This window comes from Rhodococcus rhodochrous, from assembly GCF_014854695.1.
GTDB lineage: Bacteria > Actinomycetota > Actinomycetes > Mycobacteriales > Mycobacteriaceae > Rhodococcus.
In genome coordinates, this window is record NZ_CP027557.1 from 1,506,339 (window position 1) to 1,520,317 (window position 13,979).

Consider the following 13,979-nt stretch of genomic DNA (forward strand, 5'->3'; position numbering starts at 1 on the left):
TCGAGCCCCCGCCGTGAAGCACGGCGGGGGCTCGATCGATATCGGGGTTCTTACAGGTGACGCGTGGTGTCGATTCCCAGCGACATACCGGCCAGCCCGCGCTTGCGCACCGCCAACTTGTCGCTGACTTCCTTCAGCGCCACCGCGGGCGCCGAGTCGGGCGCCGCGAGGACGATCGGGGTACCGGAGTCGCCGGCCTCGCGCACGGCCGGGTCGAGCGGGATCTGACCGAGTAGCGGCACCGTCGCGCCCACCGCGCGGGTGAGACGCTCGGCGACGGCCTGACCGCCACCGCTGCCGAAGACGTCCATGCGGGTGCCGTCGGGCAGCTCGAGCCACGACATGTTCTCCACCACGCCGGCGATGCGCTGACGCGTCTGCAGCGCGATCGAACCGGCACGCTCGGCGACCTCGGCGGCGGCCTGCTGCGGCGTCGTCACGACGAGGATCTCGGCGTTCGGGATCAGCTGCGCGACGGAGATGGCGACGTCACCCGTGCCGGGCGGCAGGTCGAGGAGCAGGACGTCGAGGTCGCCCCAGAAGACGTCGGCGAGGAACTGCTGCAGCGCGCGGTGCAGCATCGGGCCGCGCCACACCACCGGGGTGTTGCCCTCGGTGAACTGGGCGATGGAGATCATCTTCACGTCGTGCGCGATCGGCGGCATGATCATCCGCTCGACCTGCGTGGGCTTGGCGGACGTGCCGAGCATGCGGGGGATCGAGTGACCGTAGATGTCGGCGTCGAGCACACCCACCGACAGTCCGCGCGCGGCCATCGCTGCGGCGAGGTTGACGGTGACCGACGACTTGCCGACACCACCCTTGCCGGAGGCCACCGCGTAGACACGCGTGAGCGACCCGGGCTGGGCGAACGGGATGACGGGCTCGGTGGAATCGCCGCGCAGCGACTTGCGGAGCTCGGTGCGCTGCTCGTCGCTCATCACGTCGAGGGTCACGCGCACCTCGCCCACACCGGCGACGTCGGCGACGGCCTTGGTGACGCGTTCCGAAATCTCGGTGCGCATGGGGCATCCGGCCGTGGTCAGATAGATCGCCACATCGACGCTGCTGTCGGCGCCGATCTCGACGCTCTTGACCATTCCGAGATCGGTGATGGGCTTGCGGATCTCCGGGTCCTGGACCCGTGCGAGCGCACTGCGGACGTCGGACTCACTGACTGCCATGACGCCCATGGTAGGCGGCATGCCGCTCGCCACCGGATACGGGTCGACGACCACCTCCGGTCATCAGTGGATGCGGGGGAGATCCGCGGGGCTCGGGTCGATGCCGGTGGAGTAGGCCGTCGACCAGGCGAGCACGTTCGCCACGTAGGCCATCGAGTTGTTGTAGCGGTGGATCGCCTTCGTCGAGTGCGCGAGGTTGCGCATGTCGAGGCCACCGTCGCACAGGTACTTCGCGGTGGTCAGCGTCGAGTCGTACAGGTTCTGGGGATCGGAGACCCCGTCGCCGTTGCCGTCGCCCGCGTACTGGTTCCACGTGGTGGGGATGAACTGCATCGGCCCGACCGCGCGGTCGTAGACGGTGTCGCCGTCGAGGGCGCCGCCGTCGGTGTCGTGGATGACGGCCTGGCCGGGCAGGCTGCCGTTGAGCGGCAGTCCGATGACGGGCTCGAGCAGGTTGCCTTTGTCGTCGGCGTGACCACCGTTGGCGTGTCCGGACTCGACGCGGCCGATGCCGGCGAGGAGCGTCCAGTGCATGCCGCAGGCGGGATTCTCCTCGGCGAGGACGCGCTCGGCGTTGCGGTAGGCGGCGTAGTTGATCCCGGGGATGCCGAGCGGGCCCTCCTGGAGGACCTCGGGCTCGGGTTCCGGCGCGGGGGCGGCCTTGAAGGTGCGCACGGGTGCCGGTTCGGGCTCGAGCATGATCGTCTGCACGGCGGCGACCGCTTCGGGAACCACGGCGGCGAGGTCGGCCGAGTCGGTCGACGACGCCGTCGGCTCGGTCTCGTGGTGAGCTGCCTCCATCAGCGCTCGCGGCGACGCACCCGCGGTGGTCGCGGCTGCGGCGACCAGTCCGACCGGAACGAGTCCGGTCATCGCGATGACGGAATTTCGCCGAAGCTTCGAATCCGACGGTTTGGCGTGGCGGCCCAATGGATAACCCTCCCTCGGGTGCCTCGGAACGAGACACCTTCGTTACGTGCCGGGCCGAGGCTACAGCATTCGATGCTTTTCCGTTACTCAAACGTGATGTAACGGGGGTGCAGGCGTACTGCTGTGGCCCATCCGTGCTGGTCCGATGGGTCGGGTGGGGTGAAAGAAAAAGATGACGACACGCGTGTCGCGCGTGTCGTCATCTCGCGTGCGTGCCGGGAGTTACTCGCAGAAGGCGGGCACCAGACAGGGGAGTTCGGGCAACTCCGGCATCGGCGGCGGAGCCGGGATGTTCTGTTCGGGTGCCTGCTGGGCCGGAGTGTCGGCGGGCGCTTGCTGGGCCGGAGTGTCGGTCGGCTGAGGTGTCGACTCCGGGGCGGGCGCGGTGACCGCCGGAGCCGGCGCGGGAGCCGCGACATCCGCGGCGTTCGGAACCGGCCGCGCCGGAATCGGAGCGAGATCGGCGGGAGCCACCTCGGCGGCCTTCGAATACGCACCGGACCAGTGCCGGACGTTCGCCAGATAGTCCGGTGACGGATCGACCGACGCCACCGCCCGCGCCTCACCGTCCGGCTCGCGCAGGTTTCCGCCCTCCGCACACATCCGGGCACCGGCGGCCAGGGTCGCGTCGAAGATGTTCTGCGGATCGGCGGTGCCGTCCGCGTTGCCGTCGGCGGAATACTGCTCCCACACCGCGGGGGCCAGGCGCATCGGCCCGAGCAGTCCCTCCGGGGTGACGACCGGCGTGGTCAGCGTGCCCAGGATGTCGGTGCGTCCTCCGTCGGCGTGTCCGGAGCTCAGGCGCCCGACGGCCGCGAGCAGGTTCCACGGCAGGCCGCACTCGGGGGAGTCGATGGCCAGCTGCATCTCGGCCGCGCGGTAGGCGTAGAAGACGAGTTCGGGGATCGCGAGTGGCCCGTCGCCGAGAACTGCCGCACCTCCTGCCGCGGCCAGGGCGTCGGGCGGAAGCTGGGCGAGCGGGTCGCTCGGGCTGCGCAGCGGTTGCGCCTCGCGCATCTCGCCGGGAAGCACGCCCACCGCCGGGGTGGCGCTCGGCTCGGTCTCGGCGGACGTCGTCTCCGCCACCACTGTCGCCGACGACGCTGTCGCCGCGAGTCCGGCAGCGACGATCACCGGCATCGCCAGCGCGACCTTCCACCGCACGCGATCACCCTCCTCCGGTCGTCCGTCCGACTGCTGTGACGAAGGTTACAGAAGGATGTCGAGTTGTGTGCAACCGGGCGTGCCGGACAACAGGACGGGGGCCCTCAGCGACGAGGCCCGCGGGTGCGCGGAGTGCCGGCGTCGTCCTCGTTCTCGTCGTCGACCAGCAGGGCGCGCAGGTCGTCGAGTTCGCGACGCAGATAGTCGCGGGTCGCGACCTCGCCCACCGCGAGTCGCAGCGCCGCGAGTTCGCGTGCCAGGAACTCGGTGTCGGCCTTGGTCTGCTCGGCGCGGGCGCGGTCCTCCTCGAGCGACACGCGGTCGCGGTTCTCCTGCCGGTTCTGCGCCAGCAGGATCAACGGCGCGGCGTAGGCGGCCTGTGTCGAGAAGGCCAGGTTGAGAAGGATGAAGGGATAGGGATCCCACTGCAGTCCGACCGCGGCGATGTTGAGGGCGATCCACACGATGACGACGATCGTCTGGATGGCGAGATAGCGGCCCGTTCCGAGGAATCGGGCGATCGACTCGCTGACCCGGCCGACCGCCTCGGCGTCGAAGTTGAAGCGGAACCTCGATGCCTGGGGGGTCTCGAGGCGCGAGCGGCCCTGCGTGCTGCGGTCACTCATCCTCGATGTCCTCCTCGCGCCAGTCTTCCGGCAGCAGATGGTCGAGCACGTCGTCGACGCTCACCGCGCCGAGCAGGTGCCCCTCGTCGTCCACCACCGGACCGCAGACCAGGTTGTACGTCGCGAAGTACCGGGTGACGGTGGTCAGGGCGTCGTCGGGGGCCAGGCGCGGCAGGTCGTCGTCGACGACCCCTCCCACCAGGCTCGCAGGCGGTTCCCGGAGCAATCGTTGCAGATGGACACAGCCGAGGTACTTGCCGGTGGGTGTCGCGGTGGGCGGTCGCACGACGAAGACCATCGAGGCCAAGGCCGGACTCAGATCCGGATTGCGGGCGCGGGCGAGCGCTTCGGCCACCGTGGTCGCCGGCGTCAGCACGACCGGCTCCGGGGTCATCAGACCACCGGCGGTGTCGGGGGAGTGCTCGAGCAGGCGGCGCACCGGCTCGGAGTCCTCGGGGTCCATGCGTTGCAGGAACGACTCGGCGTCCGTGGCGGGCAGCTCACCGAGGAGGTCGGCGACGTCGTCGGGATCCATCGCCTCGAGCACCGCGACCGCCCGGTCGAGACCGAGCTGGGTGAGCAGGTCGGTCTGATCGTCGGAGGGCAGCTCCTGCACGATGTCGGCGAGGCGTTCGTCGTCGAGCGCCGCGGCGACCTCGGTGCGTCTCTTGATCGGCAGGTCGCGCAGGGCGTTCGCGACGTCCGGCGGGCGCATGTCCTCGAACTGCAGGAGCAACTGTGCGACACCCTGTCCGGGCATCGACAGTGCCTGCTGGGTGAGTCCGTGCACGTGCGGCCATTCCACGATGTGGATGGGGGAGCGGCGCGCGAGCCGGCCGCGATGGCGACGCACCGCGACCCGGGCGACGACCCAGTCGCGGGTGCGCATGAGCTCGAGCCCCAGATCCACCACGACGGCGTCGACACCCATCAGGTCCGGTAGCTCCGGGTCGTCGACGCGCACACGCGAATCGAGGACCTGACCGAGGGCGAGCACCTCCGAGGGGCGCTGCGTGAACCGGCGCAGACTGACGTTGCCGGTGACGAGGGTGACCGCGCCGGGCTCGATCGCGGTCACGCGCAGCATCGGGACGAAGATCCGCTTGCGGGTGGGCAGTTCGACGACGAGCCCCAGTGCACGAGGAGGCTGACGCCCCACTCGTATGGTCAGCACGACATCGCGGACGCGGCCGATGGACTCGCCGTCGGGGCCGAGAACGACCAGTCCGGCCAGCCGCGCGACGAAGACCTTGCTCACTGCTGCCATGATTGCCAGGCTAGAGCGTGCGCACGCTGTTCCCGGAACTCGGAGGTCTGGTCAGGTCATGTCGTTTTCGTTCAGGCCCCGGAGGTCGGTACTCGCGGTTCCCGGCAGCAGCCGGAAGATGATCGACAAGGCCAAGGGCCTTCCCGCCGACGAGATCTTCCTCGATCTCGAGGACGCCGTGTCGCCACTGGCCAAGGAACAGGCCCGCAGCACCATCGTCGAAGCTCTGAACGAGGACGGCTGGGGCGACCAGATCAAGGTCGTGCGCGTCAACGACTGGACCACGGATGCGACCTATCTGGACGTCGCGACGGTCGTCGGTGGTGCCGGCGTGAATCTCGACGCGATCCTGCTGCCGAAGGTGCCCGACGCGAGCCACGTGAAGGCGCTCGACCTGCTCCTCACCCAGGTCGAGAAGGCTCACGGTCTCGAGGTGGGACGGATCGGCATCGAACCGCAGATCGAGAACGCCATCGGGTTGACGAACATCAACGAGATCGCGACGGCGAGCCCGCGCGTGCAGACGCTCGTGTTCGGTCCCGCCGACTTCATGGCGAGCATCAACATGCGCACGCTCGTCGTCGGTGAACAGCCCGAGGGTTACGACGTCGGCGACGCCTACCACCACATCCTCATGACGATCCTCATGGCCGCGCGTGCCCACGGGCTGCAGGCCATCGACGGTCCCTACCTCCAGATCCGCGACGTCGACGCCTTCCGCCGGTCGGCGCAGCGCACCGCCGCCCTGGGCTTCGACGGCAAGTGGGTGCTGCACCCGAGCCAGATCGACGCGGCGAACGAGGTCTTCAGCCCCCGGCAGGAGGACTACGACAAGGCCGAGATGATCCTCGACGCCTACGAGTGGCACACCTCGGCCGAGGGCGGCGCCCGCGGTGCCGCGATGCTCGGCGACGAGATGATCGACGAGGCGAGCCGGAAGATGGCCCTCGTGATCTCCGCGAAGGGCCGGGCCGCCGGGTTGCAGCGCACCCAGAAGTTCGAGCCGCCGGTCTCCTGACAGGAAAAAGAACATATCGGGCGAACCGTCGCGGCGTGCCGGTCCCCGTCGAGGCAGAATGGAGACCGGCGCCGCGACCGTCGGCGTGTATCGCGAAGGAGCCGAAACGACATGACGAATCCCCTCGGACCCGGTCGCCAGGTACCCGGTCTGCCCACACCTCCCACGGGCTGGCCCGTCGGTTCGTACCCGACCTATGCCGAGGCGCAACGGGCGGTCGACCACCTGGCCGATCAGAACTTCTCCGTCGAGGACGTCACCATCGTCGGTGTCGATCTCATGCAGGTCGAGCGGGTCACCGGTCGGCTCACGTGGCCGAAGGTGATCGGCGGCGGCATCGTCTCGGGCGCATGGCTCGGCGTGTTCTTCGGTCTGCTGCTCGGCATCTTCTCCACCGACTTCCTCGGCCCGCTGCTCGTCGGCCTCGTCGGCGGCATCATCTTCGGCCTCATCTCGGCGAGCATCCCGTACGCCGCGACCCGCGGTCAGCGCGACTTCTCGTCCACCATGCAGCTCGTCGCCGGCCGCTACGACGTGCTGTGCCAGCCGCCCACCGCCGAGAAGGCGCGCGACATCCTCGCCAAGCTCGCCATCTGATCGTCGCGCGGTCGCGCGTTCGCCGAGAACGGCACTCGTCGTGATCGGCCTCGCGCCACTACTGTCGATCCCATGCCCGACCTCGATTCGGTGGCCGATGCCCTCTACGGCCTCGACCCAGGAGACTTCGTGGCGGCCCGCTCCGAATTCGCGGCGCAGGCACGCGAAGCGGGCGACCGCGAGCTGACGGCGGCCATCGGCAGACTGCGCAAACCGACGGTCGCGGCCTGGATGGTCAACCTGCTCGCCCGCGAACGGGCCGACGAACTCGCGGCGCTGCTCGACATCGGATCCGCCCTGCGCACCGCGCAACGACGACTGTCCGGCAGCGAGATGCGGAAACTGTCGGAGCAGCGTCGCCGGGTCGTCGCCGCGCTCGAGCGCGACGCGGGTCGGCTCGCCGCCGACCGCGGCCGCACCGTCTCGGAGAGCGCACTGCGCGAGGTGGGGCGCACCCTCAACGCCGCGCTGTCGGATCCCGGCATCGGGGAGCAGGTCCGGCAGGGCCGACTCGACGCGATCGTCGAGTCCGACGGCTTCGGTGACCTGTCGGCGATGCCGCTCACCGTCGTCCGTGGCGGGTCCGAGGAGAAGGACGAGGACGAGGACGACAGAACGTCAGCGGACAGGACTGCGCGCAAGAGCAAGGGCGAGCGTGGACCCACAGAGCGTGAGAAGGCGGAGCAGGCGGCGCGCGACGCGGAGATCGACGAGGCCGCTGTCGCTCTCGACTCGGCTCACAGCGCGGCCGAGGACGCGCGCGAAGCCGCGTCGGCGGCAGAGCAGGAGCTGGCTCGTCACGAGGAGGAGGTCGCCGAGCTGCGGGCGAAGCTCGAGCACGCAGAGCAGCAACGCACCTTCGCGCGCCGCGCCGCTGCCGAGGCGAAGAAACGGGTGGTCGCCGCCGAACGCGCCGTCTCGGCCGCCGAGGCCCACCTCGCCCGGACGAAGAACTGAGCCGTCAGGAGTGCGCCTTCGCGTGCGCGACGAATTTGCGCTGCCAGGGCGTCTCGACCGCGCGCGGATGGTAATGCCGCCGAACGAAGTCGACCGCCTCCTCCGGGGAGAGCCCGTCGAGGACGGCGAGGCACGCCAGTGCGGTGCCGGTGCGGCCGCGTCCCCGCCCGCACGCGATCTCCACGCGCTGTCTTCCCGCCCGGATCCACGCCTCGTACAGGATGGCGAGAGCGTCCTCCGGGTCGCGCGGCGTGCGGAAGTCGGGCCAGAGGATCCACCGCGACTCCCACTCGAACGGTGCTGCCGGGGGGCGGCCGAGGAGATACACCCCGAAGTCGGGAAACGGCTCGTCGAACACCGGTCTGCGCATCCCGCGTCCCCGCACGAGTCGGCCGGAGGGCAGCTGCAGCACCCCGGTGTCTGCTGGATCCCACTCGCGTCGCACGCTGGAAACCTACCCGCCCGGAGCCGGTGTACCGAACGTCACGGCCGTTCACCCGCGGTGCAAGTTCGCGGTCGATAGTGTCGTTCCATGGGTGAGCGAACGGAACCGGAGATCAGAGTTCTGGAGTCGGAAGCCGAATTGCGGGAGGCGTCCGCGCTGTTCCGCACGGCGATGGTGGGTCTGCCGTCGTGGCCCGAGGTTCCCGACGGGACGGTGAGCCGTTACCTCGAGGCCGGTCGCACGTGGGGTGCCTTCCTCGACGGCATGCTCGTCGGGACCGTCGACGCCACGAGCGGAAATCTCACCCTGCCCGGCGGCGCCCGGGTGCCGCACGCGGCGGTCACCCACATCGGTGTGCTGCCCACCCATACGCGTCGCGGCGTGATCTCCGGACTCGTGCATCGCCAGCTGAGCGACGCGCGCGACCGCGGTGAGATCCTCGCGACGCTGCGTGCCTCCGAAGCGACCATCTACGGCCGGTTCGGCTACGGCGTCGCCTCGACTTCGGTGTCCGTCGACGTCGACGTGCGTGGTGCCGCACTGCGTCCCGACGTGCCCGAGTCCGGAGCGGTGCGTCTGCTGACCTATCCGGATGCGTGGGACGTGCTGGCGCAGATCCATTCCCGTCATCTGCCGCCGCGCCCCGGCATGATCGATCGGTCGGAGTACTGGTGGAACTCGCGCCGATGGCGGGCCGACTCGCTCACCGATCCGATGTACGTGGCGGTGCACGGCGAACCGGGGCAGGAGGACGGCTTCGTCCGGTACCACCCCGTCGACACGCAGGCGTGGTTCACCAGCCGCAACCGCACCGTCGTGGTCGACGACTTCTTCGCCCCGTCACCCGCGGCGTATGCCGGCCTGGTCCGGTTCCTGCTCGACCTCGATCTCGTCGACACCTTGCGGTTCGCGGCACTTCCGCAGGACGACCAGCTGCCGCTCATGCTCGGTGACGCGCGTGCCGTGCACTTCCGCTCGGTCTCGGACGAAACGTGGTTGCGCATCCTCGACCTCGATCGGGCGCTGTCGGCGCGGAGTTATCGAGGGTTCGGCTCGGTGACCGTGGAGGTGACCGATCGGCTGCTGACAGACAACGCCGGTGTCTTCGAGATCTCCGCCGACGGCGTGGCGCGCACCGCGGGACCGGCCGACCTGACGATCGACATCGCCGACCTCGGTGCGCTCCTGCTCGGCAGGCATGGCTGGCACCGGATGGTCGACGCGGGTCGCGCCCGGGTGCACCGACCGGACGCCGTAGACACCGCTGACCTGCTGTTCTCCTGGCCCCAGGCACCCTTCTCTGGGACCGCCTTCTGACCTCGTCGTCGTGCCGATTCCGCTCCGGATGTACGCCCTGCTCGTTTTGCTACGGCTGGCCGGTACGGGCGTTATCGTCGGATCACGAGGTCCCCGATACGAGCGGAGTCGCGCATGAGACGGTCGGGCAAGACACGGCGGACGAGCCGGGCGGTCACAGCTTCTGCGGCCGCGGTGCTCCTGGCGTCGGGACTGGCCGCGTGCGGCAGCGACGAGGAGGGTGTCGTCCTGTCCTTCTACACGGCCGCCGACGGTGCCGAGCAGTACGCGCAGGCCGCGGAGGTGTGCACCGCGGAGGCCGGCGGCCGATATCGCGTGCAGCAGAGGACACTTCCGAAGAACGCCGACGACCAGCGACTGCAGTTGGCGCGGCGGCTGACGGGTAACGACCCGGGCCTCGACCTCATGACCCTCGACGTCGTGTGGACGGCCGAGTTCGCCGAGGCGGGGTGGGCGCTGCCCTTGCCCGACGATGTGGCCGCCGCGGTTTCCGAGGGCACCCTCGAGGGTCCTCTCGAATCGGCGACCTGGCAGGACCGGCTGTATGCCGCGCCGCTCAACACCAACACCCAGTTGCTCTGGTACCGAAAGGATCTCATGCCGGATGGGCAACCTCCGGAGACCTGGGACGAGATGATCGAGATCGCGAGTGGCCTGGCCGAGGAGGGCCGGCCGTCGTGGATCGGGGTGCAGGGCCGGCAGTACGAAGGGTTGATGGTGTGGTTCAACACCCTGCTCTCGAGCGCCGGAGGTTCGGTGGTGGGGGAGGACGGTGTCACGGTCACCCTCACCGACAACGACGCGGCGGTGACCGCGCTCGACATCATGAAGCGCGTCGCGACGGCGCCCGGCGCCGATCCGTCCCTGAACCAGGCCGACGAGGCGGCCGTCCGTCTCGGTATGGAGAGCGGGCGCACGGCGTTCCAGGTCAACTGGCCGTTCGTCCTGCCGGGCATCATCGAGAACGAGGCTGCTCTGCCTTTCGTCGACGAGAACGGCAACGTCACCTCGGAGAACACCGGCAACACGGTCCTGACCGTCGACGGTGAGCAGAATTTCCTTCCCGCGCCGTACCCTTCGGTGATCCCCGGCGAGCCCGCCCAGGTCACCATCGGCGGGTTCAACATCGCCGTCGCCCGCACGAGTACCCACCCGGATCTCGCGTTCGAAGCGATGCAGTGCCTGCGCAACGAGGAGAACCAGCGCAACAACGCCATCGGTGGCGGCGTGCCGCCGACGCTCGCGGCGCTGTACGACGACCCGGAATTCCAGGAGGCCTATCCGGCCTGGCGTGAGGTCCGCGCCGGGCTCGAGAACGCCGCGGTGCGTCCCGCTTCACCGGCCTACCAGAGCATTTCGACGCTGGTGACGGCCACCCTCAACCCGGTCGACCAGATCGATCCGCCCCGCACCGTCGAGGAACTCGCCGAGCAGGTGCGCAAGGCGGTCAATTCGGAAGGACTGATCCCGTGACCGCCGTCGAATCGAAACCGACCGACGAGACCCCGAAGGAACCGTCGGCGAAGACGAAACCAGCGCTGTCCGAGGGGAAGAAGGCCGAGCGACGACTCGGTCTGCTGCTCGTCGCGCCCGCCGCGATCGTGATGCTCGCGGTGACGGCCTATCCGGTGGGATACGCCGTCTGGCTCAGTCTGCAACGCTACGATCTGCGCTTCCCCGACGAGCGCCGGTTCGTCGGGCTGTCGAACTACATCGCGGTGCTCAGCGACGAATTCTGGTGGCAGGCCTTCATCGTCACCTCGCTCGTCACCCTGGTCTCCGTCGCGATCGAGTTCGTACTGGGCCTCGCGATCGCACTCGTCATGCACCGCACGATCGTCGGCAAGGGCATCGTGCGCACGGTGGTGCTGATCCCGTACGGCATCGTCACCGTCGCCGCCGCCTACAGCTGGTACTACGCGTGGACCCCGGGCACGGGCTATCTCGCGAACCTGCTGCCCGACGGCAGCGCCCCGCTCACCGATCAGATCCCGTCCCTGGCGATCATCGTGCTCGCCGAGGTGTGGAAGACCACGCCGTTCATGGCGCTGTTACTCCTCGCCGGCCTCGCGCTCGTCCCCGACGATCTGCTCAAGGCGGCGCAGGTCGACGGTGCCGGGGCTTGGACGCGTCTGGTGCGGATCATCGTTCCGTTGATGAAACCGGCGATCCTCGTCGCCCTGCTCTTCCGCACGCTCGACGCCTTCCGCATCTTCGACAACATCTACGTCCTCACCCGCGGCGCCAACGGCACCGGGTCGGTGTCGATCCTCGGTTACGACAACCTGTTCCGGGCCTTCAACCTCGGCATCGGGTCGGCGATCAGCGTCCTGATCTTCCTGTGCGTCGCGATCATCGCGTTCGTGTTCATCAAGTTGTTCGGTGCATCCGCGCCCGGCTCGGACGAAGGGGGCCGATGATGGCCGAGACCAGGAAACGGACCCTGTCGTGGTCGGCGGTGAACCTGATCGTCCTGCTCTACGCACTCGTCCCGGTGCTGTGGATCGCGAGCCTGTCGTTCAAGCCGCCCGGCACCATCCAGGACGGCCGGTTCATCCCGCAGCAGTGGACGCTGGACAACTACCGCGGCATCTTCCGCACCGACGCGTTCACGAGCGCCCTGATCAACTCCATCGGCATCGGCCTGATCGCCACGGTCATCGCGGTGATCCTCGGGACGATGGCGGCCTACGCGATCGCCCGGCTCGACTTCCCCGGTAAGAAGATCCTGGTGGGTGTGGCGCTGCTCATCGCGATGTTCCCCCAGATCTCGCTCGTCAGCCCGCTGTTCGAGATCATGCGCGGACTCGGACTGTTCGACACGTGGGCGGCGCTGATCCTGCCGTACATCACCTTCTCGCTGCCGCTCGCGATCTACACCTTGTCGGCCTTCTTCAAGGAGATCCCGTGGGAACTCGAGAAGGCCGCGAAGATGGACGGCGCGACTCCGGGCCAGGCGTTCCGGAAGGTCGTGGCCCCGCTCGCCGCTCCCGGCATCATCACGGCGGCGATCCTGGTGTTCATCTTCTGCTGGAACGACCTGCTGTTCGCGATCTCGCTGACCTCCACCGAGCGGTCCATCACCGCACCGGCTGCGATCGCGAACTTCACGGGTGCATCGCAGTTCGAGGAACCGACCGGGTCGATCGCGGCGGCGGCCGTCGTCATCACGATCCCGATCATCGTGTTCGTCCTGATCTTCCAACGTCGAATCGTCGCCGGACTGACCTCCGGCGCAGTGAAGGGATGACTACCGTGGCCGAGATCGTGCTCGACAAGGTGACGAAGGAATATCCGGACGGAGCGAAGGCCGTCAGCGACGTGGATCTCGAGATCGCCGACGGCGAGTTCATCATCCTCGTCGGCCCGTCCGGGTGCGGAAAATCCACGACGCTCAACATGATCGCCGGTCTCGAGGACATCTCCGACGGCGAACTGCGCATCGCCGGGGAACGTGTCAACGAGCGGGCACCGAAGGACCGCGACATCGCGATGGTCTTCCAGTCCTACGCGCTGTATCCGCACATGTCGGTGCGCGACAACATCGCGTTCCCGCTCACCCTCGCGAAGGTGTCCAAGGACGAGATCGCCCGCAAGGTCGACGAGGCGGCCCGGATCCTCGATCTCACACAGCATCTCGACCGCAAGCCCGCCAACCTGTCGGGCGGTCAGCGGCAACGCGTGGCCATGGGTCGTGCGATCGTGCGCAGTCCCAAGGCGTTCCTCATGGACGAGCCGCTGTCGAACCTCGACGCCAAACTGCGCGTGCAGATGCGCACCGAGATCGCGCGCCTGCAGAAGCGTCTCGGCACCACGACGGTGTACGTCACCCACGACCAGACCGAGGCGATGACGTTGGGCGACCGCGTCGTCGTGATGCGTGGCGGGCTCGTGCAGCAGGTCGGGGCGCCGCAGGAGTTGTACGACCATCCGCAGAACCTGTTCGTCGCCGGCTTCATCGGATCACCGTCGATGAACTTCGTTCCGGGGCAGATCGAGAACGGTTCGATCCGCACCTCGTTCGGCGAGTTCCGGTTGCCCGACGAGCGGTGGGAGACCGTGCGCCGCAACAATCCGTCGCGCGAGGTGGTCGTCGGTATCCGTCCGGAGCACTTCGAGGACGCCGACCTGCTCGACCCGACCCAACGGGAGACGGGCGTGACCTTCTCCGCCGAGGTCGACGTGCTCGAGTCGATGGGTTCCGACAAGTTCGCGTACTTCACGGCCGAGGGGCCGGGTGTGCACTCGAAGGACCTCGACGAACTCGCCGCCGACGCCGGCGCCGACATGTCGGCCGAATCGCTGGTCGCGCGGTTGTCGGTGGAATCGCAGGCCACCAAGGGCGGGACCGTGCAGTTGTGGTTCGACCCGGCGAAGATCGCGCTGTTCGATCAGGAGACCGGCGCGAACGTCACCCTCTGACAAACCGACTTCGGTGGATCCGACCCCGGAAAGCGGGGCCGGATCCACCGAA

At 68.7% G+C, this 13,979-nt stretch carries 14 protein-coding genes; 8 read left to right on the forward strand and 6 right to left on the reverse strand.

Features of this window, described 5'->3' with window-relative positions; translation table 11 throughout:
- Positions 1–50 precede the first annotated feature (50 nt).
- From C6Y44_RS07085 to C6Y44_RS07105, 5 genes are all read right to left on the reverse strand, one after another.
- A complete protein-coding gene (locus C6Y44_RS07085) occupies positions 51–1,184 on the reverse strand; it encodes an Mrp/NBP35 family ATP-binding protein (RefSeq protein WP_120284066.1) in 1,134 nt (377 codons plus the stop codon).
- Between the two features lie 63 nt (positions 1,185–1,247).
- Positions 1,248–2,114: a lytic transglycosylase domain-containing protein gene (locus tag C6Y44_RS07090; RefSeq protein ID WP_174247067.1), complete on the reverse strand. Its 867-nt coding sequence runs from the start codon at positions 2,112–2,114 to the stop codon at positions 1,248–1,250.
- A gap of 222 nt (positions 2,115–2,336) precedes the next feature.
- Entirely contained in the window at positions 2,337–3,278 is a 942-nt protein-coding gene (locus C6Y44_RS07095) for a lysozyme family protein (RefSeq protein WP_159418894.1), read from the reverse strand.
- Between the two features lie 104 nt (positions 3,279–3,382).
- Positions 3,383–3,904, reverse strand: a complete 522-nt coding sequence (locus tag C6Y44_RS07100) for a DUF1003 domain-containing protein (protein WP_120281881.1) — start codon at positions 3,902–3,904, stop codon at positions 3,383–3,385.
- Complete coding sequence (locus C6Y44_RS07105) at positions 3,897–5,171, reverse strand: magnesium transporter MgtE N-terminal domain-containing protein (RefSeq protein ID WP_006554297.1); 1,275 nt, start codon at positions 5,169–5,171, stop codon at positions 3,897–3,899. Before C6Y44_RS07105 ends, C6Y44_RS07100 begins: the two co-directional genes overlap by 8 nt.
- 58 nt (positions 5,172–5,229) lie before the next feature.
- Here C6Y44_RS07105 and C6Y44_RS07110 point away from each other — a divergent pair, with 58 nt between their 5' ends.
- The 3 genes from C6Y44_RS07110 to C6Y44_RS07120 all read left to right on the forward strand — a co-directional run bounded on the left by C6Y44_RS07110 (position 5,230) and on the right by C6Y44_RS07120 (position 7,743).
- Complete coding sequence (locus C6Y44_RS07110) at positions 5,230–6,189, forward strand: HpcH/HpaI aldolase/citrate lyase family protein (RefSeq protein WP_159418893.1); 960 nt, start codon at positions 5,230–5,232, stop codon at positions 6,187–6,189.
- Between the two features lie 111 nt (positions 6,190–6,300).
- Positions 6,301–6,786: a general stress protein gene (locus tag C6Y44_RS07115; protein ID WP_006554299.1), complete on the forward strand. Its 486-nt coding sequence runs from the start codon at positions 6,301–6,303 to the stop codon at positions 6,784–6,786.
- 72 nt (positions 6,787–6,858) lie between these two features.
- Positions 6,859–7,743 (forward strand): hypothetical protein, encoded by an 885-nt coding sequence (locus C6Y44_RS07120; RefSeq protein ID WP_159418892.1) that lies wholly within the window; start codon positions 6,859–6,861, stop codon positions 7,741–7,743.
- Between the two features lie 4 nt (positions 7,744–7,747).
- Here C6Y44_RS07120 and C6Y44_RS07125 read toward each other — a convergent pair whose 3' ends face one another.
- Positions 7,748–8,188: a protein-tyrosine phosphatase family protein gene (locus C6Y44_RS07125; RefSeq protein WP_159418891.1), complete on the reverse strand. Its 441-nt coding sequence runs from the start codon at positions 8,186–8,188 to the stop codon at positions 7,748–7,750.
- Between the two features lie 87 nt (positions 8,189–8,275).
- Here C6Y44_RS07125 and C6Y44_RS07130 point away from each other — a divergent pair, with 87 nt between their 5' ends.
- The 5 genes from C6Y44_RS07130 to C6Y44_RS07150 all read left to right on the forward strand — a co-directional run bounded on the left by C6Y44_RS07130 (position 8,276) and on the right by C6Y44_RS07150 (position 13,927).
- Positions 8,276–9,505, forward strand: a complete 1,230-nt coding sequence (locus C6Y44_RS07130; protein ID WP_159418890.1) for a GNAT family N-acetyltransferase — start codon at positions 8,276–8,278, stop codon at positions 9,503–9,505.
- Positions 9,506–9,619: 114 nt separating this feature from the next.
- Positions 9,620–10,978 carry an ABC transporter substrate-binding protein gene (locus tag C6Y44_RS07135; protein ID WP_174247066.1) on the forward strand — a complete coding sequence of 453 codons (1,359 nt, stop codon included), beginning with the start codon at positions 9,620–9,622 and terminating at the stop codon, positions 10,976–10,978.
- Between the two features lie 65 nt (positions 10,979–11,043).
- Positions 11,044–11,925 carry a carbohydrate ABC transporter permease gene (locus C6Y44_RS07140; protein ID WP_120284068.1) on the forward strand — a complete coding sequence of 294 codons (882 nt, stop codon included), beginning with the start codon at positions 11,044–11,046 and terminating at the stop codon, positions 11,923–11,925.
- Positions 11,925–12,755, forward strand: a complete 831-nt coding sequence (locus C6Y44_RS07145) for a carbohydrate ABC transporter permease (RefSeq protein WP_006554305.1) — start codon at positions 11,925–11,927, stop codon at positions 12,753–12,755. The genes C6Y44_RS07140 and C6Y44_RS07145 overlap by 1 nt, the downstream gene beginning before the upstream one ends.
- A gap of 5 nt (positions 12,756–12,760) precedes the next feature.
- Positions 12,761–13,927: an ABC transporter ATP-binding protein gene (locus C6Y44_RS07150; RefSeq protein WP_159418889.1), complete on the forward strand. Its 1,167-nt coding sequence runs from the start codon at positions 12,761–12,763 to the stop codon at positions 13,925–13,927.
- The last annotated feature ends 52 nt before the right edge of the window (positions 13,928–13,979 follow it).